We start from the raw sequence: 25308 nt of genomic DNA, 5'->3' as shown, positions 1-25308 counted from the left end.
TCTGCCGGGTTGCGGAGTGGCCCCGCGATCCGAGACCGCTGCCCGGGCGGGCCTGCCCGCCCGGGCAAAATCCTCCAACCTTTGAGAACCGCTCGAAGACGATGATCCTGTTGCGCGTGATAGGGATGATGCTGCTGCTGACGATGGCAAGCCTGCTGCCGTCGAGCGCCGCCGAGAGCGACCTTCGTGCCACCATCGCCAAATTCGCGACAGCCACCAATTTCTCGGCCACGGAAGCGGTTGTGCGCGAGCTTGCCGCGAGCGGCGATCCGGCGGTCGAAAAGCCGCTGGCGGCGCTCGCCGGCGGCAATCTCTATATCCGCAAGGCCGACTCCCAGATCTTCGTCGGCAAGGAGTCCGGCGACGGCATCCAACTGCTCGATCCGCTGAGCGGCGACAAGGCTGCCGCCGCCGCCAAGGCCGACCTTAGCAAAATCAAGGTCAACAATGGGCTGCGTCGCACGATCCGCGATGTGCTGGGCACGCTGACGCTGCGCGCCAAGGACCCGGCCGTGCGCCTCGCCGCCGCAGCCACGATGTTCAAGGCTCCAGATGCGGCGAATATCGAGCCGCTCGATGCTGCGATCGCTGGCGAGACCGTTCCGAGCGTCAAGGCCCTGTTCGACCAGGCGCGCGCAGCCTCAATTCTCGTCTCCGACAAACCGGAAGCCGACAAGCTGGACGCGATCTCTGCCATCGCGGCGCGCGGCGACCGTGACGCGCTCTCCCTGCTTACGCTGACGGAGGCCGCTTCCCAAGGGGCGGTCAAGGACGCGGCGGCCGCCGCGATCGGCCACATCAATTCGACGCTGGCGCTGTGGGATGCCGGCCAAAACATCTGGTACGGCATTTCGCTGGGGTCGGTGCTGCTGCTTGCCGCGATCGGCCTCGCTATCACTTTCGGCGTCATGGGCGTCATCAACATGGCGCATGGCGAGATGGTGATGCTCGGCGCCTATACGACCTTCGTCGTCCAGCAAGTGATCCGCACATCCTTCCCCGGCCTATTCGACTGGTCGCTGGTCATCGCGCTGCCGCTCGCCTTCCTCGTCTCAGCACTTGTCGGCCTCGCCATAGAGCGCGGCGTCATTCGCTTCCTCTATGGTCGCCCGCTGGAGACGCTTCTGGCCACCTGGGGCATTTCCCTTATCCTGCAGCAGGCGGTGCGTACCATCTTCGGTCCGACCAACCAGGAGGTCGGCAATCCGTCCTGGATGTCAGGATCGTTCGACATCGGCCAACTGGCCATCACCTGGAACCGGCTGTGGATCCTGGTATTCGCGCTGCTGGTGTTGGCGGTGCTGCTCTATGTCATGAAGTGGACGCGGTGGGGGCTGCAGATGCGCGCCGTCACCGCCAACCGCCGCATGGCCGCCTCGATGGGCATCAGGACGCCATGGGTCGACGCGCTCACCTTCGCACTCGGCTCGGGCATCGCCGGCATCGCGGGTGTGGCGCTCAGCCAGATCGACAACGTCTCGCCCAATCTCGGCCGCGGCTACATCATCGACAGTTTCATGGTCGTTGTCTTCGGCGGCGTCGGCAATCTCTGGGGCACGCTGGTCGGCGCCTTCTCGCTCGGCATCGTCAACAAGTTCCTCGAGCCCTATGCCGGTGCCGTGCTCGGCAAGATCGTCGTGCTGGTGCTGATCATCCTCTTCATCCAGAAACGCCCGCGCGGCCTGTTCGCGCTGAAGGGCAGGGCGGTGGAAGCATGATCACGCAGCGCTTCTTTTCCGCCGACCGGCGCATCGCGACCACCATAGTCATCCTGCTGGCGGCGGCGGTCATCGTGCCGCTGCTCAACCTCGCGGTCTCGCCGGCAAGCGCCTTCCATATCCCGCCCTATATCGTGGCGCTGGTCGGCAAGTATCTCTGCTACGCACTGCTGGCGCTGGCGCTCGATCTCGTCTGGGGCTATTGCGGCATCCTTTCGCTCGGCCATGGCGCCTTCTTCGCGCTCGGCGGCTACGCGATGGGCATGTATCTGATGCGCCAGATCGGCTCGCGCGGCGTCTACGGGAATCCGATCCTGCCGGACTTCATGGTGTTCCTGAACTACAAGGAACTGCCCTGGTTCTGGTACGGCTTCGACCATTTCTGGTTCGCGGCAACGATGGTGCTGGCCGTGCCCGGCCTGCTCGCCTTCGTCTTCGGCTGGTTCGCCTTCCGCAGTCGCGTTACCGGCGTCTATCTCTCGATCATCACCCAGGCGATGACCTATGCGCTGCTTCTGGCCTTCTTCCGCAACGACATGGGTTTCGGCGGCAACAACGGCCTGACCGACTTCAAGGACATACTGGGCTTCAACGTGCAGGCCGACGCGACGCGCTCGGCGCTGTTTGCGGCCAGCGCCGTGACGCTGGCGTTGGCCGTCTTCCTCACCGCGGCGATCGTGCGCTCCAAATACGGCAAGCTGCTGATGGCGGTGCGCGACGCCGAGAGCCGCACCCGCTTCCTCGGCTGGCGGGCGGAGAACGTCAAGTTGTTCGCCTTCACCGTCTCGGCTGTAATGGCCGGCATTGCCGGCGCGCTCTACGTGCCGCAGGTCGGCATCATCAATCCCGGCGAGTTCGATCCGGCCAATTCGATCGAAGTGGTGATCTGGACCGCCGTCGGCGGGCGCGGCACCATCGTCGGCCCGATCATCGGCGCGCTGCTCGTCAATGCCGGAAAATCCTGGTTTACCGGCGTGCTGCCGGAGTTCTGGCTGTTCGCCCTAGGTGGGTTGTTCGTCGCCGTCACGCTATTCCTGCCCAAGGGCATCGTCGGCATGTGGGACAGCTGGCGCGGCAACGCCCGAGCGATGCGAGCAGACGCGCTTATCGCAGAAGCCAGCGCCGGTGCGGAAAAGCCAGAGCCGAAGATCGTGCGCTCGGCAGCGAGGATCCCGGGCGCGTGGTCCGCTTCCGGCGCCGAGCCGCAGCCGGCGGAGTGAACGATGAGCAAGTCGAACACCATTCTCTATCTCGACGGCGTCTCGGTTTCCTTCGACGGTTTTCGCGCCATCAACAATCTGTCGCTGGTGCTCGACAAGGGCGAGATGCGCGCGATCATCGGGCCTAACGGCGCCGGCAAGACGACGATGATGGACATCGTCACCGGCAAGACGCGGCCGGACGAAGGCGAGGTTTTCTTCGACGGCCAGGTCGACCTGACCCGGCGTGACGAAGCCGAGATCGCCATGATGGGTATCGGCCGCAAATTCCAGAAGCCGACCGTCTTCGAGAGCCATAGCGTCGAGGACAATCTAATGCTTGCGCTGAAGGGGCCGCGTTCAATCTTCCCGGCCCTGTTCCACCGCAGCTCCGCCGCAGAGACGCGGCGCATCGACGACATTCTCGGCATCATCCGTCTCGGCGACAAGCGCGAGGAACTCGCCGCCAATCTCAGCCACGGCCAGAAGCAGTGGCTGGAGATCGGCATGCTTTTGGCGCAAGACCCGAAGCTGCTGCTTGTCGATGAGCCGGTTGCCGGTATGACCGACGCCGAGACCGAGGAGACGGCGCGGCTGCTCAAGGACATTGCCCGTGACCATTCGGTGATCGTCGTCGAGCACGACATGCATTTCGTGCGCGAGCTCGGCGTCAAGGTCACCTGCCTGCATGAAGGCTCGGTGTTGTCGGAAGGCACGCTCGATTTCGTCTCGGCCGACGAGCGTGTCGTCGAAGTCTATCTGGGGCGATGAGCATGGTCTGGCGGGTTCCGTTCCACCGTTTCGATTTCGCTTTCCTGAAGCGCTGGAGAAGAGGCTCACCATGCTAGAAGTCTCCAATGCCACGCTGCATTACGGCGCTGCCCAGGCGCTGCGAGGTGTTTCGCTGAAAGCCGGCGCCGGCAAGATCACCTGCGTGCTCGGCCGCAACGGCGTCGGCAAGACCAGTTTGATGAGATCCATCGTCGGCCATCATAGGCTGACGAGCGGAAGCGTTGCCTTCGAGGGGAAGGCGCTCGACCGGAGCGCGGCGTATGACCGCGCCCGGTCGGGCATCGCATTCGTGCCGCAGGGCAGGGAGATCTTTCCCCTGCTGACGGTGCGCGAGAACCTGGAATCGGGCTTCGCGCCGCTGAGGCGCGGCGACCGCAACGTTCCGGCTTATGTTTTCGAGCTATTTCCGGTGCTGAAGCAGATGCTGTCGCGGCGCGGCGGCGACCTGTCCGGCGGCCAGCAGCAGCAACTCGCCATCGGGCGGGCGCTGGTGATGCAGCCGAAGCTGCTCGTGCTCGACGAACCGACCGAAGGCATCCAGCCGTCGATCATCAAGGATATCGGCCACGCCATCCGCTATCTGCGCGACCAGGCGGGCATCGCCGTGCTTCTGGTCGAGCAATATCTCGGCTTCTGCCGCGAGCTTGCCGACGAGGTCAACATCATGGACCGCGGCCAGATCGTCCACACCGGGCCGGCCGCGGATCTCGATCGGGCGGATGTGCGGAAGTTCCTGACGGTGTAGCGCCGTCGCGGGGTGCCGCGATACAGAATAGATTCCTCGTGCGGACGCCTGGATCATTGCTGATTCTGCACCGTTAGTGGTGCTTCCAAGTAACGGACTGGATCCTTGGGTCTTCGCTCCGCTTCGCGTCGCTACGCACAAGGATGACGAAGTGTTCGACAGCTCTGGCGCGGCCAATAGCGCATGCTAGTCTTTCCGTGGCCTGGTGAGTCGGCCTCTTTCCGTATCAGTCGCGCATGAAGGGGGATGGCGCGGGCTCCGCCCGCAAGGTCCGCGCAAGCAAGCCTGCCTAGCTTTCCCCGCAGTGATTGTCGGTCGATGCGTCCAACAAAGAACTTGCCAGGGGAAGCGATGGAACGTTTTGTCGAGGACTACCAGAAGCGGCGCCTCACCGAACGTGTCGACATCATGACAGCGATCAACATCCTGATGTCGCAGGGCTACGACGAGGACGATCTGCTCGGCGAAATAACCAAGGTTTTTTACGTCGACCTCGACGCCTACAACGAAGTGATCGGCCACCACTGACGGCTCGAAACGTCCAAGCTTCAGGCGCAGCGGTCAATGTCGAGCACGCGGTTGCGACCGCCGCGCTTGGACGCGTAAAAGCGACTTGTCGGCGGGGCTGAGCACCTTGTCGAAGCTAATACGTTCGAAGGTGAAGCCGGCGCGGATTCAGGCCGCGAACGCGGTTCTGATCCGTTCGGCGGCCCCTCGACCATCTTCGGCAAGGTGCGCTTCAGCACCGGCGCTACCTCCTCGCCGCCCATGCGGGCCGCCAATCATTCGGGCGCAGATTCCTGACAAATCTTCGGCGAAGCCCTTCATAGCGGTGAAGACTCCGTCATTCCGTGACGTCAGAGGACGAACACCGACAACAGCACGTGACGTCAGAGGACGAACACCGACAACAGCAGTACAATGCCCACCGCCATCATCGCCAGACCTGGCCAATTCTGAGATAGGCCGAGGAAACGGAGTCCGCGTCGCCGCGGCTCCAGCGTCGGGCCTGGTGTTGCCAGCTCCGGCGCCGGACGGTCCGGCGCTGCAGATGCTGGATCACTTAGGCGTCCACGCCTCAAAGTGGCGCCTGCCATGTACACGACGCCTGCGATGGTAAGCAAGGCACCGAGGATAACGGTCATCTTCCCTCGCTCCTTTCCGACGCTGCGGGCTTTGGCGAGCGTTTCGCGAGGCGAACCTCGCCGTACCGATCTTTCGGCGAGATAACCTTGTGCCGACCTTGCGGTCGGCGGCTGAGACAGAACGGTCAAGATGGCGGCAGGTTCCGACAAGCCAACCGCCGACAGCGTCGCGCGCCGGGCAAACTTCGGGCCTTTCAACAAAGAGCCGCCGCAGTTTAGGCTGTCACCCGCTTCATCAGCGCCATGGCGCCGAAGGGCGCGCGTACCTTGCCCTCGCTTATGAAATAGGCGAACACGTCGCGCGGCTTGACCGGCGCGTCGGACTTGGGATGGGCGCGCGGCAGGTCGGCCGGCTGCCCGCCTTCCGCCCAGGTCTTGACGCGGTCCGCCCATTCGTCGAGCCCTTTCGGCGTGTAGCAATCGGGATTGTCGTCGCTGCCGCTCTGCAGCCGCGCATAGACGAAGTCGCCGGTGATGTCCGCGATCGCCGGATATTTGGCGTGGTCTGCATAGACGATCGCGGCATTGTATTTGCGCGCGAGCGCCGGAAATTCCGGCACGATGAAGCTGTCGTGCCGCACTTCGAGCGCATGGCGCAGCGGCACGCCGTCCTGCTTCTCGGGCAGCAGCTTCAGGAAGGCCTCGAGATCGTCCGCATCGAAATTCTTCGTCGGCGCGAACTGCCACAGGATCGGTCCCAGCTTGTCGCCAAGCGCGACAATGCCCGAGCCGAGGAAGCGCATTATCGATTCCCCGGCCTCGCCGAGCACGCGGCGGTTGGTAACGAAGCGGTTGCCCTTGAGCGAAAAGACGAAGCCGTACGGCGTATCGTTCGCCCACTTGACGAAGGTCGGTTCCTTGAAGCTGGAATAATAGGTGCCGTTGACCTCGATGCTTGGGACCTGGCGGCTGGCATAGTGCAACTGCTTGGCCTTGGCGAGCTTCTCCGGATAGAAGGAGGTGTCCCAGGGCTCGAAGGTCCAGCCGCCCATCCCGGAGCGGATCGTTCCTTGGCTCATCGTCTTCCTCCTCCGAGTTTTTGAGCGCGTCAGGCCGCTTTGTCGACCGGCTTGGCCATGTCGACCAATGTCCATCCTGGCCGGTAGGGGTTGGCGCGGCGACCCGTTTCGCGATAGCCGTAAGCCGAATAGAGCGCGATGTTCCGCTCCATTCGCGAATTGGTGTAGAGCCGCACCTCCGGCAAGCCCCAAGAGCGCGTCTGCCCGTCGGCGAAGTTCAGCAGTGCGATGCCGAGCTTCCTGCCCTGGAAGGCCGGCGAAACGGCAACGCTGAAGATCATGGCATGGTCGGGGTGCCGTTCCAGCACGATCAGCCCGGCCAGTTCGCCGCCGCTCTCCAGCAGCCAGATCTCGCCACGTTCGATGCGCGGCGAGTAGTCCTCGGTGACCGGGATCGGCGGCGCGCGGAACAGGGCGGTGTAGGGGGCGTAGGCTTCCGTGGTTAGCGCGACGACACCTTGGAGATCACCTCGAAGCGCTTGTCTGATCTTCATTTGAGACTTTTCCAAACGCTCGCCGACCTACTCGCTCACTCGGCCGCTTCGCGCTTGCCCCCGGGGCGCCGCTCCAGAAGCTCCTTGAGGAACTGGCCGGTGTAGCTGCGCTTTTCGCGCACGATCGCTTCCGGGGTGCCGGAGGCGACCAGCTCACCGCCGCCGTCTCCGCCTTCGGGGCCGAGATCGAGCACCCAGTCGGCGGTCTTGATCACCTCGAGATTGTGCTCGATCACCACCACCGTGTTGCCCTGGTCGACCAGCTCGTGCAGCACTTCGAGCAGCTTGGCGACGTCGTGGAAATGCAGGCCAGTGGTCGGCTCGTCGAGGATATAGAGCGTCTTGCCGGTCGCCTTGCGCGACAGCTCCTTGGCGAGTTTTATCCGCTGCGCCTCGCCGCCCGACAGCGTCGTCGCCTGCTGGCCGATATGGATGTAGCCGAGCCCGACCTGCTTCAGCGTCTCCAGCTTGTCGCGCACGCCGGGCACCGCCGAGAAGAACTCGACGCCTTCCTCGACCGTCATGTCCAAAACGTCGGCGATCGACTTGCCCTTGAACTGCACGTCCAGCGTCTCGCGGTTGTATCGCTTGCCGTGGCAGACGTCGCAGGTGACGTAGACGTCGGGCAGGAAGTGCATCTCGATCTTGATGACGCCGTCGCCCTGGCAGGCCTCGCAGCGGCCGCCCTTGACGTTGAACGAGAAGCGGCCTGGCTGATAGCCGCGCGCCTTGGCCTCCGGCAGGCCGGCGAACCAGTCTCGGATCGGCGTGAAGGCGCCGGTATAGGTGGCCGGATTGGAGCGCGGCGTGCGGCCGATCGGCGACTGGTCGATATCGATGACCTTGTCGAGGAACTCCAGGCCCTCGATGCGATCATGCTCGGCCGGATGCTCGCGCGAGCCCATGATGCGGCGCGACGCCGCCTTGAACAGCGTCTCGATCAGGAAGGTCGACTTGCCGCCGCCGGAGACGCCGGTGACACAAGTGAAAGTGCCGAGCGGGATCTCCGCCGTGACGTTCTTCAGATTGTTGCCGCGCGCGCCGACGACCTTGATCCGCCGGTTCTTCTTCGCCTCGCGGCGCACCGAAGGCGTCGCCACTTCGAGCTCGCCCGACAAATATTTGCCGGTGATCGAGGCGGGCGTCGCCATGATCTGCTGCGGCGTCCCCTGGGCGATGATCTCACCGCCATGGATGCCGGCGGCCGGGCCGATATCGACGACATAATCGGCATGCAGGATCGCGTCCTCGTCATGCTCGACGACGATCACCGTGTTGCCGATGTCGCGCAGGTGCTTCAGCGTATCGAGCAGACGCGCATTGTCGCGCTGGTGCAGACCGATGGACGGCTCGTCCAGCACATAGAGCACGCCTGTCAAGCCGGAGCCGATCTGCGAGGCCAGACGAATGCGCTGGCTCTCGCCGCCCGAAAGCGTGCCCGAGTTGCGCGACAGGGTCAGATAGTCGAGACCGACATCGTTCAAGAAACGCAGCCGCTCGCGAATTTCCTTCAGCACCCGGACAGCGATCTCATTCTGCTTCTCGTTGAGCTGCGCCGGCAGGCCGGTGAACCACTGGTCGGCCTTGCGGATCGACAGCTCGGTAACCTCGCCGATGTGCTTGCCGGCGATCTTGACCGCCAGCGCTTCCGGCTTCAGCCGGTAGCCATTGCAGGCGGGGCAGGGCGTGGCCGACATGAAGCGCTCGATCTCCTCGCGCATCCAGGCCGATTCCGTTTCCTTCCAGCGCCGGTCGAGGTTGGGGATGACGCCCTCGAAGGTCTTGGTCGTTTTGTAGGAGCGCAGGCCGTCGTCATACTGGAAGGTGATCTCGCGCTCGCCCGTGCCGTGCAGCACCGCCTGCTGCGCCTCGGCGCTCAGATCCTTGAACTTGTCGCCGAGCTTGAAGCCGTAGGCCTTGCCCAAGGCCTCAAGCGTCTGCGCGTAATAGGGCGAGGTCGATTTCGCCCACGGGCTGATGGCGCCGTCCCGCAGCGAGACATTCTCGTCAGGCACGACGAGGTTGGGGTCGATGGCGCGCTGGCTGCCGAGGCCGTCGCAGGTCGGGCAGGCGCCGAACGGATTGTTGAAGGAGAACAGCCTGGGCTCGATCTCGGGAATGGTAAAGCCGGAAACCGGGCAGGCGAATTTTTCCGAGAACATGATGCGCTCATGCGTCTCGTTCTTCGACTTGTTGACCGAGTCCTCGCCCGTCTGGCTGGCGTCGAGCGGCCGGTCGGCGAACTCGGCGACCGCCAGCCCCTCGGCGAGCTTCAGCGCCGTCTCCATCGAATCCGCAAGCCGAGTCGCCAGATCGCCGCGCACGACGATGCGGTCGACGACCACATCGATGTCGTGCTTGTATTTCTTGTCCAGCGCCGGCACGTCGGCGATCTCGTAGAAGACGCCGTCGACCTTGACGCGCTGGAAACCCTTTTTCTGCAGCTCTAGAAGTTCCTTGCGGTATTCGCCCTTGCGGCCGCGCACGATCGGCGCCAGCAGGTAGAGACGCGTGCCTTCGTCCAGCGCGAGCACGCGGTCAACCATCTGGCTGACCGTCTGGCTTTCGATCGGCAGGCCGGTGGCCGGCGAATAGGGAATGCCGACGCGCGCGAAGAGCAGGCGCATATAGTCGTAGATTTCGGTGACGGTGCCGACCGTCGAGCGCGGGTTGCGCGAGGTCGTCTTCTGCTCGATCGAGATGGCGGGAGACAAGCCGTCGATCTGGTCGACGTCCGGCTTCTGCATCATCTCCAGGAATTGGCGGGCATAGGCCGAAAGGCTTTCGACATAGCGACGCTGACCCTCGGCATAGATCGTGTCGAAGGCGAGCGACGACTTGCCGGATCCCGACAGGCCGGTCATGACGATCAGGCTGTCGCGCGGCAGGTCGAGATCGACGTTCTTGAGATTGTGTTCGCGCGCGCCGCGAATGGAAAGGTATTTTTGGTCGGCCATCGCCGGTCGCCGCCTCAGGTCTGGAATTTGCTGGATTGGCGGGTTTGTCCCGGCCATCCCCTATGTAGGTAATTTCGTCGCCGCGTCGAGAGACGCCACAGTCTCGACCCAAAGCGTTTAACCGTCTTTCGCGCGGGCGGGCAAGCGGAAAGAACAAAGGCCGAACACGCTCCTGACATTGCGCTGTGGAAACAGCGGCTGCAAAAAATTGTCCCGATCGATCGGCGAAAGGCATTCGACTTACCTGGACGTAACCTCCGACCTATCACATTTTGCTGTAACCGACTTTTCAACGGTTGACGTCTCCGACCCAGGGGGGCAGTCTCAAAGGCGTCAACGAAGCCGGCCGTCTGTCGATGGCCTCGTCACCCAGAGGTGGCCTGCGAGACGCCGCAGGTGTTAGCGATTTGCGCTTCGGACGACATTGCCACAACGGACCCAGGAGCGGAGCATGACGCCACCGGACAGTCCCTTGAGGCTCCACGAAGCGATGGAGCCGCGGCGGGCATAGTGTCAGGGTAGGCGTGAGCGCCACCCGAAAACGTGACCTGCCGATTCCTACAATCAGAGACCATAGTCGGATCGTCGGCTGAAAGCCGCGTTGCATCCGAAACAGAACGCCGGCAGTCCACTCCCGGCTAAAATTGGGTTTCAGATCCATGAAAGCCCCGTCCACCTGCGGAAGCAGTGGCGGGGCTTGCATTTTGCGAGCCGGAGGTCCGTCCCTTGCGTCTGCGATGCCGCGTGCGCTTCAGTGGTTGGGAGGCCTGATGCCGCCCGTTGCCATGTCGATGGTTATGCTGCCCGAAATCCTGACATCGGTGTCGCCGATCTTGAACGTGCCGTCGCCGCCGGCCGGCAGTGCGTCGGCAGGCTCGGGCTGCGGGGCAGGCTTAGCGATACGATAGTCGCCGCTCACGCCGGGCAATTTTTGTGTCGCATTGTCATCGGCAAAAGCGGCGGTGCCGGCCGCGAGCACGCCGGCCAGTGCGACGACGGCAATACCCAGATTCGTCAAGGAACGGTCTCGGATCATCCGCGAACTATATAGGCGCGCCGAAGGCGAGGCCAGCCGCGCCGCAATCAATTTGCCGCGCGGTCAGGCCGCCTTCTTGCGCGTGTCGTAGACATGGTCGACGAGGCCCCAGGCCTTTGCTTCCTCGGCGGTCATGAAATAGTCCCGGTCGAGGGTGCGCTCGACCTCTTCGTACGTCCGGCCGCAATGCTTGGCGTAAAGCTCCGTCATATGGCGCTTGGTGCGCAGGATATCCTCGGCGTGGCGCTGGATATCGGAGGCCTGGCCCTGGAAGCCGCCGAGCGGCTGATGCAGCACGATCCTGGTGTTGGGCAGCGCGATGCGCCGCCCTGGCGAGCCTGCCATCAACAGGAATGAGCCCATCGAGGCGGCAAAGCCCATGCACACCGTCGACACCGGGCAGGAGATATACTGCATCGTATCATAGATGGCGAAGCCGCTGGTCACCACGCCGCCCGGCGAGTTGATGTAGATCGATATCTCCTTGTCGGGATGGTCCGATTCCAGCGACAGGAGCTGAGCGCAGACCAGCGCCGACACGCCGTCATTGATCTCGCCGTTGATGAAGACGATACGTTCGCGCAGCAGCCGCGAGAAAATGTCGAAGGCGCGTTCGCCGCGGCTCGACTGCTCGATCACCATCGGCACGAGATTGGCAAAGGCGCTCATCGCAGATCTCCTCGGTTCCTTGATCAAGCCGCGCGCAGCATCATGCTTGGCGCGTTGGCGGCAGTTGGGCTCTTGCGCGCATCGAGCGAAAGCCCACAGCCGGCGCCGGAAACGGCGACCACAGGCTGCGCCACCGGCGCGAAGCCGTCATGGACGATGCTGAGATGCGTGCCGCCGGAAATTGTGCGCGCGAGCGTGAAGGTGACGATGCTGTCGAAGATGGGGCTGTTGAATGCCGGTAGCCGGTCGGCAGCGTTCGCGCCCGGTCGCTCGCGCCAGGAATAGCGCAGCAGCTTGCCGGGCTCGGCCTCGATCACTTCGCACTCGATTGGCGCGTTTGGTCCGGCAAAGGCGAAGCGCTCGCCGATCCCCGGCTTGATGTCGTTGGGCATCAGCCACGCGGCGAGCAGTTCCGGCTCGGTCAACGCCCGCCAGACTTTTTCCGGCGGGTCGTGAAGCTCGCATTCGAAGCTGAGCTGTGCGTTTGCGGTCGGGTGTTTTGTTGTTGTCATTGGTCCATTTCCTTCAGAACCGTCTTCAACCTCTCGATGCGCTCCGGCCAGAAGGCGCGGTAGCGTTCGATCCAGCCGAGCAAGGGATCGAGCCCTTGCGGGTCGGCGCGATAAAAAGCGTTGCGGCCGGCGCGCCGCTCGATCACGAGGCCGGCGCCGCGCAGCACGGCAAGATGCTGCGAGACGGCGGGCTGCGACACGCTCATGCCGGCGCGCAGCTCGGATACCGTCAATTCGCCGGCCGCGAGCCGCTCGTAGACGGCGCGGCGTGTCGGATCGGCCAGGGCCCGGAAAATCTCTGCTTCGATCATACGTGAAGCATAAGTCGATACTTATTGGTTTGGCAAGCGCCGTTTTAGGGTGTCCAGCGTCTCACCGGCTCCGCGGCTCCGTCGAAGCTTGCCTCGAAGAGCGGCGATGCGAGCACGGCATGGATGTGAAGCGTGCCGGAACCTACGTTTCGAAAGCCATGTTTGCGGTGCGCGGGAATGATCAGGGACTGCCCGGCGATAAGCACGGCCCGTCGGTCGTCGATCCACATTTCGGCTTCGCCGGCAATCACCGTCAGCACTTCCTCGACCGTATGCGCATGCGTTGGCGCGCCGGAATCCGGTCCGACCCACTGCTCGAATATGCAAAGGCCAGCCGCGCCATTGGCGGCGGCAACATGCATGCGGGTTTCGACCCCGGCCCGCCACGTTTCGCGCGGCTGATCCTCATGCGAAACAATGTTCATTCCGATGTCCCCTTTGTTTCCAGCCCAGGAATACTACCTGTTGCTGACATTCCTTGACAGGAACAGCGGTCGAGACTAGAACGAAAAGAGAACAAAAACCTTGTGGGAAAAGCCAGCCTTCGCGGGCATGGGCGAACCGCAGGCTGTAAGGTGAGCGACTTAAAATTTGTTTCGGATGAGCGCGGAGAAGTATGATGGCGGGTAGCGTCAACAAGGTCATTCTGGTCGGCAATCTCGGGGCGGATCCTGAAATCCGCCGCCTGAATTCGGGCGACCCGGTCGTCAACATCCGCATCGCCACGTCGGAAAGCTGGCGCGACAAGAATTCCGGCGAGCGCAAGGAAAAGACGGAGTGGCACAATGTCGTCATCTTCAACGACCAGCTCGCCAAGGTGGCGGAGCAGTATTTGAAGAAGGGCATGAAGGTCTATGTCGAGGGCCAGCTGCAGACGCGCAAATGGCAGGACCAGACCGGCAACGACCGCTACACGACCGAGGTCGTATTGCAGAAATTCCGTGGCGAGCTGCAGATGCTCGACGCGCGCGGCGAAGGCGGCGGCCAGGTCGGCAACTACGCCGGCGGCGGCAACAACCGTGGTTCCGATTTCGGCCAGTCGGGCCCGAACGAAGGCTTCAGCCGTGGCGGCGGTGGCGGTTCCAGGGGTGGTGGCGGCGGTTCGTCGCGCGAGCTGGATGACGAGATTCCGTTCTGAGGGTCTCGCAATCGTCGTTTGAGGGAAGGCGCGATGTCGCTCGGACCGTTGCTGACAGCGCCTCCTCCTATTCCATGGCATGCGTTCGCCGCCTTCGCCGCACTGGCGATAGGCGGGGCGCAACTGGCATTGCCGAAAGGCACGACACGCCACCGCGTCCTGGGCTATGCCTGGGCCGCGCTGATGCTGGTTGTCGCCCTGTCGAGCTTCTGGATCCAGAAGATACGCCTGATCGGGCCGTTCAGCCCGATCCACATCCTGTCGATCCTGGTGGTTGTCACCGCACCGCTGGCCGTGTGGTATGCGCACACGCATAAGGTGGCCGCGCATCGTAGCGCCATGATCAAGCTCTACCTATTCGCGCTGATCGGCGCCGGCATCTTCACCTTGCTGCCCGGCCGCATCATGCACACGGTCGTGTTCGGCCAATAAGCAATTTCCAGCGAAGGTGCGTGGCGGTTTTCCGCCCGGAATTGGCTATAGTCGATAGTTGCAGCGATAGTCCGCTGCAAAGCAGCGTTTAAGGAAGATCATCGTGAAAGCACGCGTCAAATGGATTGAGGAACGCACCTTTGTCGGCGAGTCCGGCAGCGGCCACAAAATCGTGCTGGGCACGGCGCATGGGCCGGAAGGCCGGACGCCAGGGCCGAGTCCAATGGAGCTGGTGCTGATCGGCACCGGCGGCTGCTCGGCCTATGACGTCGTCCACATCCTCGAAAAAGGTCGCGAGGCGGTCGAGGACTGCGTGGTGGAGCTGGACGCGGATCGTGCCGAGACCGAACCGCGCGTCTTCACCCGCATCCACATGCATTTCATCGTCAAGGGTCGCGCGCTGTCGCGCGACAAGGTGAAACGGGCGATCGATCTGTCGATCGAGAAATACTGCTCGGCCACCGCCATGATGGCCAAGACGGCGGCGGTCACGCATGATTTCGAGGTGGTCGATACAGTAGTGAAATAAGGCAGTAGGGATGCTGCTCAGGCGGCCATCAGCGCCCTGACGCCGTCGGCGACGAACTGCACCGCAAGCGCCGCCAGGATGACGCCGAGCAGCCTCGTCAGGATCGAGCGGCCGGTCTGGCCGAGGATGCGGTCGATGCGCTCTGCCAGCACGAACACCAGAAAGGTGAGCACAAGACAGATCGCGATGATGCCGACCAACGCCGCTTGGGCGGCAAAGCCCTCGAAGTGTCCTGACAGCAGCACGGTCGCCGATATGGCGCCGGGACCGGCGATCAGCGGGATCGCCAGCGGGAAGGCGGCGATGTTGTGGATCATATCCTTGGTGATGGCAACGTCGCCGATCTTCTCCTTGCGGTCCTGACGGCGCTCGAACACCATTTCGAACGCGATGAAGAAAAGCAGGAAGCCGCCGGCGACGCGGAAGGCCGGCAGCGTGATGCCGAACACCGACAGGATCGAGGCGCCGGCGACGGCGAACAGCGCCATCACCAGAAAGCCGATCACCGAAGCTCGCACCGAGACCTGCTGGCGCTCGTCGCGGTTCATGCCGCGCGTGACGGCGAGGAAGAGCGGTGCCAGCCCGGGCGGATCGATGGTCACCAGGATGGTGACGAAGGCGTTGAACAGGGTGTCGAAGCTCGGCATCGCTGGTCCCCTCCCGCCTGGCGAAGCCCAAGCCCTGCAATTCGTAGAGCAAAGCCGGGGCGCTGAAAACAGGCGGGAGGGAAATCAGCCGGCTATTCCGCTTTGCGACAATAAGCCTCGAGCCGGTAGCCGTCCGGGTCGATGACGAAGGCGGCGTAGTAGTTGTCGCCATAGGCGGCGCGCAGGCCGGGCTGGCCATTGTCCTTGCCACCCTCAAGCAAAGCCGCCGCATGGAAGGCATCGACGCCGGCGCGTGTCGGTGCGGCAAAGCAGAAATGCAGGCCGGAGTCCGCGTCGGCCGGGACCGGCCGGCCGGCCTCATTGACCCAGAGCTCTACCGTTCTCGCGCCGTAGCCGAGCGAGCCGGGTGACTGGCTGAGGCAGGAGTAGCCGAGGGGCTGCAAAGCGGCGTCGTAGAAGCGTTTCGAGGCGTCGCTGTCGCGGACGCCGATCGAGATATGGTCAAGCATCGTTTTCTCCATAATTGCAGGTGGTTGATCGGTCAGGCTGGAGTCGAGACGCCGCGCCAGGAACTCGACCTCGATGCGCCAGGTTTTGCCGCCGTCATGCGAACGCTCGCCCAGCCAGCGGAAGGAGTTCTTGGTGATGTGCGAAAAGCTCCAGCGCACCGAGGGGCCGGTGCCGTCGGCGCCGATCTGCACGATCGTGTCGCCTTCGGCGCGGCCGAGTTGGCGGCTGTAATACTGGTTGCGCGGGTCGCTCCAGAAAATATGCCAGGCGTTCCCCGCCGGGGTCGTAGACGCGCAACGTCGTGCCATAAAAGGTCCACGGCCCGAGAGAGGCTTGCACCCCGGTGTCCCGCGCGGGCAGGATCCAGACGTCCTGGACCGCCTTGCCTTCGAGAACCCAGCCGAAATGCACCTCGCCGCGCCCCGTAAGCCTGGTGCCGTCCTCCAGTGTGCGCGAGGCCTCGAAGGTCCAGGCGCCAATGAAACGGCCATAGAGTTTCAGCTTTTCGGCGAGATCCGGATTGGGAGCGTCGCTGTGCAGGGCTTCGGTAAAGGGATCGGTCATCGTTGCTGCCTCGTTTGTCAGGAGAGGGCGAGCAATAGGGCCATGGCGGGGTTCCGGGCTTGGGAGAAATTGCTATTTTTCGGCGATGGCGACGACCCAGAAAAACCTGGCCTCAGGGCATGGCTGGCAGGTATCCGACGTGATCTGCACGGCTCGCGCCGGCGATCGCCCGTTTGAGGAGCAGCATCGCGGTTTCTGCGTCGCCGCCGTGACCAGAGGCACGTTCCGCTACCGGACGCGCCAAGGCGCGGCGATGCTTGCTCCAGGCGCCATGCTGCTCGGCAATCCGGGCGCCTGCTACGAGTGCGGCCACGAGCAGGGCGCCGGCGACCGCTGCCTCTCCTTCCATTTTTCGCCGGCCTATATGGAGCGCGTCGTCGCCGATGTGCCGGGCGCAAACCGGCTCGGCTTTGCCGCCCCGCGCCTGCCGCCCTTGCCGGTGCTGGCGCCGCTGCTGGCGCAAGCCGAGGCGGCGCAGCAAACGGGCGACGGCGAGGCGTTCGAGGAACTCGGTCTGCGCATTGCCGGCGCGGTGGTCGGGGCTGCGGCCAACACGTCCGATGTTGCCCGGACACCCAGCCCTCGCGACCAGAAACGCGTTGCCGAAGCGGTGCGCTTGATCGAACTCGAAGCCGACCGCCCGCTATCGTTGACCGAGCTCGCCGACGGCACGGCGACCAGTCCGTATCATTTCCTGCGCACCTTCCGTCATGTCGCCGGCATGACCCCCTATCAATTCCTGCTGAGGACCAGGCTGCATCGGGCCGCGGTGCGGCTGCGTGCGTCGAACGAAGCGATCTCGACAATTGCTTTCGATGCCGGCTTCAACGACCTTTCGACCTTCAACCGCCGGTTCCGGCGCGAGATGGGAGAAGCGCCCCGTGCCTATCGCTGCAAACGGGCAAGCGGACGCGGGCAATAGCCAAGGCCGTTCGAGTCGACCTGGGGCGAAGGTGTGGCTTGGCCATATCGTCGCAATCAGCGATATCCATTTGAAATTGCCACCGAAATTGTCTCTGAAAAAGTCTCCCAGCCATTGGAGTTTCAGCCCGGCTTCCTATATAAGCGGCCAGTGATTCCCGACTGGATTGTGACCTGATTTGACCGACCAGAAGACACCGCGCGGGCCGGAGGGTGGCCCCACCGGCATCGAGCCGATTTCCATCATCGAGGAGATGCAGCGCTCCTATCTCGATTACGCCATGAGCGTGATCGTCAGTCGGGCGCTGCCCGACGTGCGCGACGGCCTGAAGCCGGTGCACCGCCGCATCCTCTATGCCTCGCATGAGAGCGGCTACCACTGGAACCGCAAATATGTGAAGTCGGCGCGCCCGGTCGCCGACGTGATGGGTAAATACCATCCGCATGGCGACGCCTCGATCTATGACGCGCTGGTGCGCATGGCGCAGGACTGGTCGCTGCGCGTCCCCCTGATCGACGGTCAAGGCAATTTCGGTTCGATCGACGGCGATCCGCCGGCGGCAATGCGCTACACCGAGTCCCGGCTGACCAAGGTTGCGCATGAGCTGCTGGAGGACATCGACAAGGAAACCGTCGATTTCCAAGACACTTACGACGCCTCCGCCACCGAGCCCAAGGTGCTGCCGGCGCGCTTCCCGAACCTGCTGGTCAACGGCTCGGGCGGCATCGCCGTCGGCATGGCCACCAACATCCCGCCGCACAATCTGGCCGAAGTCTGCAACGGCGCCATCGCGATCATCGACAATCCGGCGATCGACCTGCCTGCGCTGATGGAGATCGTGCCCGGTCCGGATTTCCCGACCGGCGGCATCGTGCTTGGCCGCTCCGGCATCTACAATGCCTATTCGACGGGCCGCGGCTCGATCGTCATGCGCGGCCGCGTCAACATCGAGGCGCGCGGCAACGACCGTGAATCGATCATCATCACCGAGATTCCCTATCAGGTGAACAAAGCGGCGATGATCGAGAAGATGGCCGAACTCGTGCGCGAGAAGCGCATCGAGGGCATCTCCGACATCCGCGACGAGAGCGACCGCCAGGGCTACCGTGTCGTCGTCGAGCTCAAGCGCGAGGCCGTCGCCGACGTCATTTTGAACCAGCTTTACCGCTTCACGCCGCTGCAGACCTCCTTCGGCGCCAATATGGTGGCGCTGAACGGCGGCAAGCCGGAAGTGTTGACGCTGATCGACATGCTGAAGGCCTTTGTCGGCTTCCGCGAGGAGGTGATCAGCCGGCGCACGAAATATCTTCTGCGCAAGGCACGCGAGCGCGCCCATGTGCTGGTCGGTCTCGCCATCGCCGTCGCCAACATCGACGAGGTGATCAAGCTGATCCGCACCGCGCCAGATCCGCAGACGGCGCGCGAGCAGTTGATGGAACGGCGCTGGCCATCGCACGACGTTGCTCCGCTGATCCAACTGATCGACGATCCGCGCCACCGCATCAATGAGGACGGCACCTACAATCTCTCCGAGGAGCAGGCGCGCGCCATCCTCGACCTGCGCCTGCAGCGCCTGACCGCGCTCGGCCGCGACGAGATCGCCGACGAATTGAACAAGATCGGCGCCGAAATCGTTGACTATCTTGACATCCTGTCTTCTCGCGCGCGCATCCAGCACATCGTCAAGGACGAGCTGGTCGCCGTCCGCGACGAGTTCGGCACGCCGCGCCGCACCGAGCTCGCCGAGGGCGGGGCGGACATGGAAGACGAGGACCTGATCCAGCGTGAGGACATGGTCGTCACGGTCAGCCATTCCGGCTACATCAAGCGCGTGCCGCTGTCCCTCTACCGGGCGCAGCGTCGCGGCGGCAAGGGCCGCTCCGGCATGTCAACCAAGGAAGAGGATTTCGTCACCCGTCTATTCGTCGCCAACACGCATACGCCGGTGCTGTTCTTCTCCTCGCGCGGCATCGTCTACAAGGAAAAGGTCTGGCGCCTGCCGGTCGGCAACCCGCAGTCGCGCGGCAAGGCGCTGATCAACATGCTGCCGCTCGAGCAGGGCGAGCGCATCACCACCATCATGCCGCTGCCGGAAGACGAGACGAGCTGGGGCGAGCTCGACGTGATGTTCGCCACCACCCGCGGGACCGTGCGGCGCAACAAGCTGTCCGACTTCGTCCAGGTCAACCGCAACGGCAAGATCGCCATGAAGCTGGAGGAAGAGGGCGACGAGATCCTCGGCGTCGAGACCTGCACCGACAATGACGACGTGCTGCTGACGGCGAATTCCGGCCAGTGCATCCGCTTCTCGGTCTCCGATGTGCGCGTCTTCCAGAGCCGCAACTCAGTCGGCGTGCGCGGCATCGCCATGGCCGAAACCGACCGCGTGATCTCGATGTCGGTGATCGAGCATGTCGATGCTTCACCGGCCGAGCGCGCGGCCTATCTCAAGCGTGCGGCATCCGAGCGTCGGCTTGCCGCCGGCGGTGCGGCCGAGGAAGAAGAGGTCGCGCTGACCAATGAGGAGATCGGCGAGGAAGCCGAGCTTTCCGAGGAGCGCTACGAATTCCTCAAGATGCACGAGCAGCTTGTGCTGACGGTGACCGAATACGGCTACGGCAAGCGTTCGTCGTCCTATGATTTCCGCCTGACGGGACGTGGCGGCAAAGGCATCCGCGCCACCGATGTCTCGAAAGTGGCGGAGATCGGCCGGCTGGTCGCGACCTTCCCGGTCGGCAATGACGATCAGATCATGCTGGTATCGGACGGCGGCACCGTCATCCGCGTGCCCGTCGATGGCATCCGCTTCGCCAGCCGCGCCACCAAGGGCGTGACGATCTTCAACACGGCCGAAGGTGAGAAGGTGGTCTCGGTCGAGCGGATTTCGGAGCCGCAGTCGGACGAGGAAACCGAGGAAGCGCCGTCGGATGAAGCTGGCACCGCAGAAGATCCGGGCGAGGACAATCCCGAATAAGCCTTACAACGCGCCACCGGCCCTCAGGCCGGTGCGATCATGGCTGGAAATCAGCGGCGATGGTAAAGGTTGCGACCTACGAAGCTATCGAGCCGCTTGGTGTTGGTCTTGACGCGCACCCGCGCCGCTTCCTGGTGCAATCCGAATGCGGTGGCGATCAGCATCACGATGGTCATTGCAGTGGCAAGCATGTAGATCAGCATTTGCGTGTTCTCCTGCGCTTACAACGGTAAGATGGTGCTTTGGTTTCATCTGCTGAAGCGGCAAGCTGGTGAACGCTGCGTGAAGTGTTCGTGATTGTCGCATTCGTCTGTCGTTCACGTCCGTGAAAAGGTTCACGATCGGCGCAGCAATGGGATTTGCCTTTGTCGGAGAGGCTCGCTAGAAGCCTGCCATGACCGAACGCACCGCCCTTTACGCCGGCTCCTTCGACCCGCTGACCAATGGTCACCTCGACGTGTTGAAGGCTTCGCTTGCCGTGGCCGACACCGTCTACGCTGCAATCGGCATTCATCCCGGCAAGACGCCGCTGTTTTCCTTTGAGGAACGCGTGAAGCTGATCGTGGCCGCGACCAAGGCGGAATTCGGCCGCGACAGCGACCGCATCAAGGTCGTCTCGTTCGATGGGCTGGTCATCGACGCCGCCAGGAAGCATGGCGCCTCGATCATCATCCGTGGCCTGCGCGACGGCACCGATCTCGATTATGAGATGCAGATGGCGGGCATGAACGAGACCATGGCGCCAGAGCTGCAGACGGTTTTCCTGCCGGCCAGCCCGTCTGTGCGCACCATTACCGCCACACTTGTCCGCCAGATTGCGTCAATGGGCGGCGATATCCGCCCGTTCGTGCCGGCGGCCGTTGCAGGCGCCCTTACTGCCAAATTCGCGAAATAGTGCATGTCGCCCAAAAGTGGATCGCGGTTTTGGGGCAACGACATGCACCCAAACAAAGACTTTCGGAGAACCTCATGAAGCTGAAAAAGCTCGCTTCGTTCCTTGTCGTGCTTGCCGGCGTTCTGGCGGCGTCCTTGCCGGCCCTGGCCGCGGACAAGGAAAACACCATGATCATCACGCTGAAGAACGGCGACGTGACCGTCGCGCTACGTCCCGATCTGGCGCCGAAGCATGTGGCGCAGATCAAGAAGCTGGTGCGCGAGGGCGCCTATGACAATGTCGCCTTCCACCGCGTCATCGACGGCTTCATGGCCCAGACCGGCGACGTCAAGTTCGGCAACATGAAGAAGGGCTTTAATCCCGAAGCCGTCGGCACCGGCGGATCCGACCTTCCCGATCTGCCTGCCGAGTTCTCGCAGACCGAGCAATTCACCCGCGGCGTGGTCGGCATGGCCCGCTCGCAGGACCCGAACTCGGCCAATTCCCAGTTCTTCATCATGTTCGCGCCGGCGCCGAACCTCGACGGGCAGTACACCATTGTCGGCAAGGTGGAGAGCGGCATGGATCTGGTGGACAAGATCAAGAAGGGCGACGAGGCGGACAACGGCACGGTCACCGACCCGGACCGCATGATCAAGGTCCGCATCGCTGCCGACAGCAAGTAACTCACTCGATTTTCAAAAGGATTTTCTGACATGGCTGAGATCAAGGACCGCGAGAACGCGCTCATCATGGAAACGACCAAGGGCGAGGTCGTCATCGAAATGTATCCGGACCTTGCGCCCGGCCATGTCGCGCGCATCAAGGAACTGGCGCGCGAGGCCGCCTATGACGGCGTCGTGTTCCACCGTGTCATCGACGGCTTCATGGCGCAGACCGGCGACGTCAAGTTCGGCAACTCCTCGAAGCCGACCTTCGCTCCGTCGCGCGCCGGCATGGGCGGCTCCGACAAGCCGGACCTCAAGGCCGAATTCTCCAACGCCAATCACGGCCGCGGCACCTGCTCGATGGCGCGGGCGCAGAATCCGAACTCGGCGAACTCGCAGTTCTTCATCTGCTTCGACGATGCCTCCTTCCTCAACCGCCAATACACGGTCTGGGGCCAGGTCATCGAAGGCATGGAGAATGTCGACAAAATCAAGCGCGGCGAGCCGGTGCAGGATCCCGACAAGATCGTGTCGCTGAAGGTCGCGGCCGACGTCAAGTAAGGCATAGAATGATGATGGGCGCAGTCTGGTCCCTGCTCGGCATCCTTTCGGGCGCCTTCATCGCCATCCAGGCGCCGATCAACTCGCAATTGGCGCGCGGCCTCGGCCTTCCGGTCGCGGCCGCCGCTTTTTCGTTCCTGTCCGGCGCCGTCGTTCTCGGCATCATCGCGGTCGCCGTGGTGAAGCTGCAGGGCCTCTCGCTCGACTGGAAGGCGCCGGCACCCTGGCTGTTCGTCGCCGGCGGCATGCTCGGCGGCTTCTATGTGACGCTCTCCACCATTCTCACGCCGCGCATCGGCGCGGCAGCGCTCATGGCCTTTCTGGTCGCCGGCCAGCTGATCGCCGGCATGCTGGTCGACCGTGCCGGCTTCCTTGGTGTTGCCGTGCGCGAGGTCTCGCTTGGTCGCGTGGCCGGCGCCGTGTTGCTGCTCGTTGGAGCGCTGCTCATCCGGCTATACTGATGCGCGTCGATCTGTTCGACTTCGACCTGCCGGAGGCGCGCATCGCGCTGCGCCCCGCGGAGCCGCGGGACAGCGCCAAGCTGCTGGTGGTCAAACCAGGCGAAACGCTGCACGACCGCACCGTCAGGGATCTGCCGTCGCTGCTCAGAGAAGGCGACGTGCTGGTGTTCAACGACACTAAGGTCATTCCGGCACAACTGAAAGGCGTTCGCAAACGCGGCGAGGCGGTGGCGCAGGTCGAGGCCACGCTGCATATGCGGGTCAGGCCTGACCGCTGGCAGGCCTTCATGCGGCCAGGCAAGCGCATCGCTGTTGGCGACCGCATCCATTTCGGCCACGACCAGAATTCCTGCTTCCTCGGCCGGCTCGATGCGACAGTGATCAAGAAGGGCGAGGCGGGCGAGGTGTTGCTCGGCTTCGACCTCTCGGGGGTCTTTCTTGACGAGGCAATGCACGCCGTAGGTCACATTCCATTGCCGCCCTACATCGCCTCGAAGCGAGACGATGACGAGCGCGACCGCAGCGACTACCAGACCATCTATGCCAGGGAAGAGGGCGCGGTCGCGGCCCCCACCGCCGGCCTGCATTTCACGTCGGAGCTGTTTGCAGCGCTCGAAGCCAAGGGAATCGAGCGCCGCTTCGTCACGCTGCATGTCGGTGCCGGCACTTTTCTGCCAGTTAAGGCCGACGATACCGCCGACCATAAGATGCATGCGGAAACGGGTTTCGTGAGCCAAGAGACGGCAGATGCGCTCAACGCTGCAAAGGCGCGGGGAGGGCGGATTGTCGCCGTCGGCACGACCTCGCTGCGCCTTCTGGAAAGTGCTGCGCGTGAAGACGGCAGGATCGAGGCCTGGTCCGGGCCGACCGATATCTTCATCACGCCCGGCTACCGCTTCCGGACGGCCGACATGTTGATGACCAATTTCCATCTGCCGCGCTCGACGCTGTTCATGCTGGTCTCGGCCTTCAGCGGGCTGGAGGCGATGCGTTCGGCCTATGCGCATGCCATCGCGAGCCGCTACAGATTCTACTCCTACGGAGATTCCAGCCTGCTTTTCCGAGCGGAGACGAGCAATGGATGATGACCTCGAGCAGATGGACCGCGAGGCGCTCATCGCGGAAGTGACGAAGCTGCGAACCGGTATCCGCGCGCATCGCGATGCGAGCGGCCATGACCTCTGCTGGCATCACCCGGACCTCTGGGACCTGCTGCCGGAGAAGATGGAGCCGGCGATCGCCGTGCCGCCGTGGCCGAAATTCATGCGCGGCTGCATCCGCTACCGGCAGTCGCTCGACGAGCAGGCGCCCGGCGCCCCGGTGCACGACAAGGAATTCGATGGCTGAGACTTTCTCCTTCAAGCTGCTTGCCATCGACGGCAAGGCGCGGCGCGGCCTCATCAGCATGCCGCGCGGCGAGATCCGCACGCCGGCCTTCATGCCGGTCGGCACCGGGGGCACGGTCAAAGCCATGTATATGGACCAGGTGCGGGGCGTCGGCGCCGACATCATCCTCGGCAACACCTATCATTTGATGCTCAGGCCAGGGGCCGAACGCGTGGCGAAGCTCGGCGGCCTGCATGAATTCGCGCGCTGGCCGCACCCGATCCTGACTGATAGCGGCGGCTTCCAGGTGATGTCGCTGTCGAAGCTGAGGAAGCTCAGCGAAAAGGGCGTCACCTTCCGCTCGCATATCGACGGTGCGCGCTACGAGATGTCGCCGGAGCGGTCGATCGAAATCCAGGGGCTGCTCGATTCCGACATCCAGATGCAGCTCGACGAGTGTACGGCGCTCCCCGCCAAGCCGAAGGAAATCGAGCGCGCCATGGAACTGTCGCTGCGCTGGGCCGAACGCTGCAAGACGGCGTTCGGCGATCAGCCGGGCAAGGCGATGTTCGGCATCGTGCAGGGCGGCGACAGTGCTGTGATGCGCGTGCGTTCGGCGCAGGCGTTGGCGGCGATGGACCTCAAAGGCTATGCCGTCGGTGGGCTGGCGGTCGGCGAGCCGCAGGCGGTGATGCTGGAGATGCTGGACATAACCTGCCCGGAACTGCCGGCCGACAGGCCGCGCTACCTGATGGGTGTCGGCACCCCGGACGACATCTTGAAATCCGTGGCGCGCGGCATCGACATGTTCGACTGCGTGATGCCGACGCGCGCCGGCCGCCATGGTCTCGCCTATACGCGCCGCGGCAAGATCAACCTGCGTAACGCCCGCCATGCCGACGATCCGCGTCCGCTGGACGAGGAAAGCGACTGCCCCGCGGCGCGCGACTACTCGCGCGCCTATCTGCATCATCTCGTACGCTCGCAGGAGTCGCTTGGCGCAATGCTGCTCACCTGGAACAACCTGGCCTACTACCAGAAGCTGATGCAGGACATCCGGGCCGCGATCGAGGCGAATGCTTTCGAGACGCGCGCTGCCGAGATTTCGGAAGGCTGGGCGAGGGGCGATTTGCCGGCGCTGTGA

28 protein-coding genes and 2 pseudogenes are annotated in these 25308 nt (G+C 63.6%); 17 read left to right on the top strand and 13 right to left on the bottom strand.

Annotated elements, in window-relative coordinates; all coding sequences use genetic code 11:
* Nucleotides 1-101: 101 nt before the first annotated feature.
* The 5 genes and pseudogenes from urtB to CK220_RS07690 all read left to right on the top strand — a co-directional run bounded on the left by urtB (nucleotide 102) and on the right by CK220_RS07690 (nucleotide 4982).
* On the top strand, nucleotides 102-1718 hold the full coding sequence (gene urtB / locus CK220_RS07710; RefSeq protein WP_095810955.1) for an urea ABC transporter permease subunit UrtB: 1617 nt from the start codon (nucleotides 102-104) through the stop codon (nucleotides 1716-1718).
* A pseudogene (urtC, locus tag CK220_RS07705) lies at nucleotides 1715-2773 on the top strand (urea ABC transporter permease subunit UrtC); the annotation flags it as partial. The gene urtB and the pseudogene urtC, both read left to right, overlap by 4 nt.
* 168 nt (nucleotides 2774-2941) lie before the next feature.
* On the top strand, nucleotides 2942-3688 hold the full coding sequence (gene urtD / locus CK220_RS07700; protein ID WP_095810953.1) for an urea ABC transporter ATP-binding protein UrtD: 747 nt from the start codon (nucleotides 2942-2944) through the stop codon (nucleotides 3686-3688).
* Nucleotides 3689-3758: 70 nt separating this feature from the next.
* Nucleotides 3759-4454, top strand: coding sequence for an urea ABC transporter ATP-binding subunit UrtE (gene urtE, locus CK220_RS07695; protein WP_095810952.1), 696 nt, complete (start codon nucleotides 3759-3761; stop codon nucleotides 4452-4454).
* Nucleotides 4455-4805: 351 nt separating this feature from the next.
* Complete coding sequence (locus CK220_RS07690; protein WP_082953673.1) at nucleotides 4806-4982, top strand: hypothetical protein; 177 nt, start codon at nucleotides 4806-4808, stop codon at nucleotides 4980-4982.
* Nucleotides 4983-5344: 362 nt separating this feature from the next.
* On the opposite strand, the gene CK220_RS32355 is transcribed toward CK220_RS07690, so the two are convergent.
* The 9 genes from CK220_RS32355 to CK220_RS07645 all read right to left on the bottom strand — a co-directional run bounded on the left by CK220_RS32355 (nucleotide 5345) and on the right by CK220_RS07645 (nucleotide 13022).
* Entirely contained in the window at nucleotides 5345-5599 is a 255-nt protein-coding gene (locus CK220_RS32355) for a hypothetical protein (RefSeq protein WP_095810951.1), read from the bottom strand.
* Between the two features lie 215 nt (nucleotides 5600-5814).
* Nucleotides 5815-6618, bottom strand: coding sequence for a DUF72 domain-containing protein (locus tag CK220_RS07680; RefSeq protein WP_095810950.1), 804 nt, complete (start codon nucleotides 6616-6618; stop codon nucleotides 5815-5817).
* Nucleotides 6619-6647: 29 nt separating this feature from the next.
* The gene (locus CK220_RS07675) at nucleotides 6648-7112 is read right to left on the bottom strand and encodes a GNAT family N-acetyltransferase (RefSeq protein WP_095810949.1); all 465 of its coding nucleotides are present in this window, start codon (nucleotides 7110-7112) and stop codon (nucleotides 6648-6650) included.
* Between the two features lie 35 nt (nucleotides 7113-7147).
* Nucleotides 7148-10069, bottom strand: a complete 2922-nt coding sequence (gene uvrA, locus CK220_RS07670) for an excinuclease ABC subunit UvrA (RefSeq protein ID WP_095810948.1) — start codon at nucleotides 10067-10069, stop codon at nucleotides 7148-7150.
* A gap of 751 nt (nucleotides 10070-10820) precedes the next feature.
* Nucleotides 10821-11087: a hypothetical protein gene (locus tag CK220_RS07665; RefSeq protein ID WP_245429035.1), complete on the bottom strand. Its 267-nt coding sequence runs from the start codon at nucleotides 11085-11087 to the stop codon at nucleotides 10821-10823.
* 81 nt (nucleotides 11088-11168) lie between these two features.
* A complete protein-coding gene (locus CK220_RS07660) occupies nucleotides 11169-11774 on the bottom strand; it encodes an ATP-dependent Clp protease proteolytic subunit (protein ID WP_095810946.1) in 606 nt (201 codons plus the stop codon).
* A 23-nt stretch (nucleotides 11775-11797) separates the two neighbouring features.
* Nucleotides 11798-12286 carry an SRPBCC domain-containing protein gene (locus CK220_RS07655; RefSeq protein ID WP_095810945.1) on the bottom strand — a complete coding sequence of 163 codons (489 nt, stop codon included), beginning with the start codon at nucleotides 12284-12286 and terminating at the stop codon, nucleotides 11798-11800.
* Entirely contained in the window at nucleotides 12283-12597 is a 315-nt protein-coding gene (locus CK220_RS07650; RefSeq protein ID WP_095810944.1) for a metalloregulator ArsR/SmtB family transcription factor, read from the bottom strand. The genes CK220_RS07655 and CK220_RS07650 overlap by 4 nt, the downstream gene beginning before the upstream one ends.
* 44 nt (nucleotides 12598-12641) lie before the next feature.
* Entirely contained in the window at nucleotides 12642-13022 is a 381-nt protein-coding gene (locus CK220_RS07645) for a cupin domain-containing protein (protein WP_245429032.1), read from the bottom strand.
* Between the two features lie 194 nt (nucleotides 13023-13216).
* Here CK220_RS07645 and CK220_RS07640 point away from each other — a divergent pair, with 194 nt between their 5' ends.
* The 3 genes from CK220_RS07640 to CK220_RS07630 all read left to right on the top strand — a co-directional run bounded on the left by CK220_RS07640 (nucleotide 13217) and on the right by CK220_RS07630 (nucleotide 14696).
* Nucleotides 13217-13735 (top strand): single-stranded DNA-binding protein, encoded by a 519-nt coding sequence (locus tag CK220_RS07640; protein WP_095811166.1) that lies wholly within the window; start codon nucleotides 13217-13219, stop codon nucleotides 13733-13735.
* Nucleotides 13736-13768: 33 nt separating this feature from the next.
* A complete protein-coding gene (locus CK220_RS07635; RefSeq protein ID WP_095810943.1) occupies nucleotides 13769-14167 on the top strand; it encodes a DUF2306 domain-containing protein in 399 nt (132 codons plus the stop codon).
* 103 nt (nucleotides 14168-14270) lie between these two features.
* Nucleotides 14271-14696 carry an OsmC family protein gene (locus CK220_RS07630; protein WP_095810942.1) on the top strand — a complete coding sequence of 142 codons (426 nt, stop codon included), beginning with the start codon at nucleotides 14271-14273 and terminating at the stop codon, nucleotides 14694-14696.
* A 17-nt stretch (nucleotides 14697-14713) separates the two neighbouring features.
* Here the strand turns inward: CK220_RS07630 and CK220_RS07625 are convergent, their stop codons facing one another.
* The 3 genes and pseudogenes from CK220_RS07625 to CK220_RS07615 all read right to left on the bottom strand — a co-directional run.
* Nucleotides 14714-15343 carry a MarC family protein gene (locus tag CK220_RS07625; protein ID WP_066992466.1) on the bottom strand — a complete coding sequence of 210 codons (630 nt, stop codon included), beginning with the start codon at nucleotides 15341-15343 and terminating at the stop codon, nucleotides 14714-14716.
* 92 nt (nucleotides 15344-15435) lie between these two features.
* The gene (locus tag CK220_RS07620; protein ID WP_095811165.1) at nucleotides 15436-15813 is read right to left on the bottom strand and encodes a VOC family protein; all 378 of its coding nucleotides are present in this window, start codon (nucleotides 15811-15813) and stop codon (nucleotides 15436-15438) included.
* 48 nt (nucleotides 15814-15861) lie between these two features.
* Nucleotides 15862-16378: pseudogene (locus CK220_RS07615) on the bottom strand (hypothetical protein); the annotation flags it as partial.
* 85 nt (nucleotides 16379-16463) lie between these two features.
* Here CK220_RS07615 and CK220_RS07610 point away from each other — a divergent pair.
* Nucleotides 16464-17300 (top strand): AraC family transcriptional regulator, encoded by an 837-nt coding sequence (locus tag CK220_RS07610; protein ID WP_095810941.1) that lies wholly within the window; start codon nucleotides 16464-16466, stop codon nucleotides 17298-17300.
* Nucleotides 17301-17478: 178 nt separating this feature from the next.
* Nucleotides 17479-20274 carry a DNA gyrase subunit A gene (gyrA, locus tag CK220_RS07605; RefSeq protein WP_095810940.1) on the top strand — a complete coding sequence of 932 codons (2796 nt, stop codon included), beginning with the start codon at nucleotides 17479-17481 and terminating at the stop codon, nucleotides 20272-20274.
* Nucleotides 20275-20324: 50 nt separating this feature from the next.
* Here gyrA and CK220_RS07600 read toward each other — a convergent pair whose 3' ends face one another.
* On the bottom strand, nucleotides 20325-20477 hold the full coding sequence (locus CK220_RS07600; RefSeq protein ID WP_095810939.1) for a hypothetical protein: 153 nt from the start codon (nucleotides 20475-20477) through the stop codon (nucleotides 20325-20327).
* A 191-nt stretch (nucleotides 20478-20668) separates the two neighbouring features.
* Here CK220_RS07600 and coaD point away from each other — a divergent pair, with 191 nt between their 5' ends.
* The 7 genes from coaD to tgt all read left to right on the top strand — a co-directional run bounded on the left by coaD (nucleotide 20669) and on the right by tgt (nucleotide 25308).
* Nucleotides 20669-21169, top strand: a complete 501-nt coding sequence (coaD, locus tag CK220_RS07595) for a pantetheine-phosphate adenylyltransferase (RefSeq protein WP_095810938.1) — start codon at nucleotides 20669-20671, stop codon at nucleotides 21167-21169.
* A 167-nt stretch (nucleotides 21170-21336) separates the two neighbouring features.
* Entirely contained in the window at nucleotides 21337-21834 is a 498-nt protein-coding gene (locus CK220_RS07590; protein ID WP_245429051.1) for a peptidylprolyl isomerase, read from the top strand.
* A 30-nt stretch (nucleotides 21835-21864) separates the two neighbouring features.
* Entirely contained in the window at nucleotides 21865-22377 is a 513-nt protein-coding gene (locus tag CK220_RS07585; protein WP_095810936.1) for a peptidylprolyl isomerase, read from the top strand.
* An 11-nt stretch (nucleotides 22378-22388) separates the two neighbouring features.
* Nucleotides 22389-22838, top strand: coding sequence for a DMT family transporter (locus CK220_RS07580; protein ID WP_095780558.1), 450 nt, complete (start codon nucleotides 22389-22391; stop codon nucleotides 22836-22838).
* A complete protein-coding gene (queA, locus tag CK220_RS07575) occupies nucleotides 22838-23923 on the top strand; it encodes a tRNA preQ1(34) S-adenosylmethionine ribosyltransferase-isomerase QueA (protein ID WP_095810935.1) in 1086 nt (361 codons plus the stop codon). Before CK220_RS07580 ends, queA begins: the two co-directional genes overlap by 1 nt.
* Nucleotides 23916-24185 (top strand): hypothetical protein, encoded by a 270-nt coding sequence (locus CK220_RS07570; protein ID WP_095810934.1) that lies wholly within the window; start codon nucleotides 23916-23918, stop codon nucleotides 24183-24185. The genes queA and CK220_RS07570 overlap by 8 nt, the downstream gene beginning before the upstream one ends.
* Nucleotides 24178-25308, top strand: a complete 1131-nt coding sequence (gene tgt, locus CK220_RS07565; protein ID WP_095810933.1) for a tRNA guanosine(34) transglycosylase Tgt — start codon at nucleotides 24178-24180, stop codon at nucleotides 25306-25308. The genes CK220_RS07570 and tgt overlap by 8 nt, the downstream gene beginning before the upstream one ends.

This window comes from Mesorhizobium sp. WSM3860 (assembly GCF_002294995.1).
Classification (GTDB): Bacteria; Pseudomonadota; Alphaproteobacteria; order Rhizobiales; family Rhizobiaceae; genus Mesorhizobium.
The sequence above is the reverse complement of the archived record's forward strand: the minus strand, read 5'-3'. Positions and strand labels throughout refer to the sequence as shown.

What these genes read in the sequence shown, in the direction of transcription:
- CK220_RS07690 (WP_082953673.1), top strand. Translation starts at nt 4,806, where the DNA reads ATGGAACGTTTTGTCGAGGACTACCAGAAGCGGCGCCTCACCGAACGT.
- queA (WP_095810935.1), top strand. Translation starts at nt 22,838, where the DNA reads ATGCGCGTCGATCTGTTCGACTTCGACCTGCCGGAGGCGCGCATCGCG.
- CK220_RS07675 (WP_095810949.1), bottom strand. Translation starts at nt 7,112, where the DNA reads ATGAAGATCAGACAAGCGCTTCGAGGTGATCTCCAAGGTGTCGTCGCG.
- CK220_RS07680 (WP_095810950.1), bottom strand. Translation starts at nt 6,618, where the DNA reads ATGAGCCAAGGAACGATCCGCTCCGGGATGGGCGGCTGGACCTTCGAG.
- urtE (WP_095810952.1), top strand. Translation starts at nt 3,759, where the DNA reads ATGCTAGAAGTCTCCAATGCCACGCTGCATTACGGCGCTGCCCAGGCG.
- CK220_RS07635 (WP_095810943.1), top strand. Translation starts at nt 13,769, where the DNA reads ATGTCGCTCGGACCGTTGCTGACAGCGCCTCCTCCTATTCCATGGCAT.
- CK220_RS07610 (WP_095810941.1), top strand. Translation starts at nt 16,464, where the DNA reads ATGGCGACGACCCAGAAAAACCTGGCCTCAGGGCATGGCTGGCAGGTA.
- urtB (WP_095810955.1), top strand. Translation starts at nt 102, where the DNA reads ATGATCCTGTTGCGCGTGATAGGGATGATGCTGCTGCTGACGATGGCA.
- CK220_RS07580 (WP_095780558.1), top strand. Translation starts at nt 22,389, where the DNA reads ATGATGGGCGCAGTCTGGTCCCTGCTCGGCATCCTTTCGGGCGCCTTC.
- CK220_RS07650 (WP_095810944.1), bottom strand. Translation starts at nt 12,597, where the DNA reads ATGATCGAAGCAGAGATTTTCCGGGCCCTGGCCGATCCGACACGCCGC.
- CK220_RS07585 (WP_095810936.1), top strand. Translation starts at nt 21,865, where the DNA reads ATGGCTGAGATCAAGGACCGCGAGAACGCGCTCATCATGGAAACGACC.
- CK220_RS07645 (WP_245429032.1), bottom strand. Translation starts at nt 13,022, where the DNA reads ATGAACATTGTTTCGCATGAGGATCAGCCGCGCGAAACGTGGCGGGCC.
- CK220_RS07590 (WP_245429051.1), top strand. Translation starts at nt 21,337, where the DNA reads ATGATCATCACGCTGAAGAACGGCGACGTGACCGTCGCGCTACGTCCC.
- coaD (WP_095810938.1), top strand. Translation starts at nt 20,669, where the DNA reads ATGACCGAACGCACCGCCCTTTACGCCGGCTCCTTCGACCCGCTGACC.
- CK220_RS32355 (WP_095810951.1), bottom strand. Translation starts at nt 5,599, where the DNA reads ATGACCGTTATCCTCGGTGCCTTGCTTACCATCGCAGGCGTCGTGTAC.
- CK220_RS07640 (WP_095811166.1), top strand. Translation starts at nt 13,217, where the DNA reads ATGGCGGGTAGCGTCAACAAGGTCATTCTGGTCGGCAATCTCGGGGCG.
- tgt (WP_095810933.1), top strand. Translation starts at nt 24,178, where the DNA reads ATGGCTGAGACTTTCTCCTTCAAGCTGCTTGCCATCGACGGCAAGGCG.
- CK220_RS07625 (WP_066992466.1), bottom strand. Translation starts at nt 15,343, where the DNA reads ATGCCGAGCTTCGACACCCTGTTCAACGCCTTCGTCACCATCCTGGTG.
- CK220_RS07655 (WP_095810945.1), bottom strand. Translation starts at nt 12,286, where the DNA reads ATGACAACAACAAAACACCCGACCGCAAACGCACAGCTCAGCTTCGAA.
- urtD (WP_095810953.1), top strand. Translation starts at nt 2,942, where the DNA reads ATGAGCAAGTCGAACACCATTCTCTATCTCGACGGCGTCTCGGTTTCC.
- CK220_RS07600 (WP_095810939.1), bottom strand. Translation starts at nt 20,477, where the DNA reads ATGCTGATCTACATGCTTGCCACTGCAATGACCATCGTGATGCTGATC.
- CK220_RS07620 (WP_095811165.1), bottom strand. Translation starts at nt 15,813, where the DNA reads ATGCTTGACCATATCTCGATCGGCGTCCGCGACAGCGACGCCTCGAAA.
- CK220_RS07570 (WP_095810934.1), top strand. Translation starts at nt 23,916, where the DNA reads ATGGATGATGACCTCGAGCAGATGGACCGCGAGGCGCTCATCGCGGAA.
- CK220_RS07660 (WP_095810946.1), bottom strand. Translation starts at nt 11,774, where the DNA reads ATGAGCGCCTTTGCCAATCTCGTGCCGATGGTGATCGAGCAGTCGAGC.
- uvrA (WP_095810948.1), bottom strand. Translation starts at nt 10,069, where the DNA reads ATGGCCGACCAAAAATACCTTTCCATTCGCGGCGCGCGCGAACACAAT.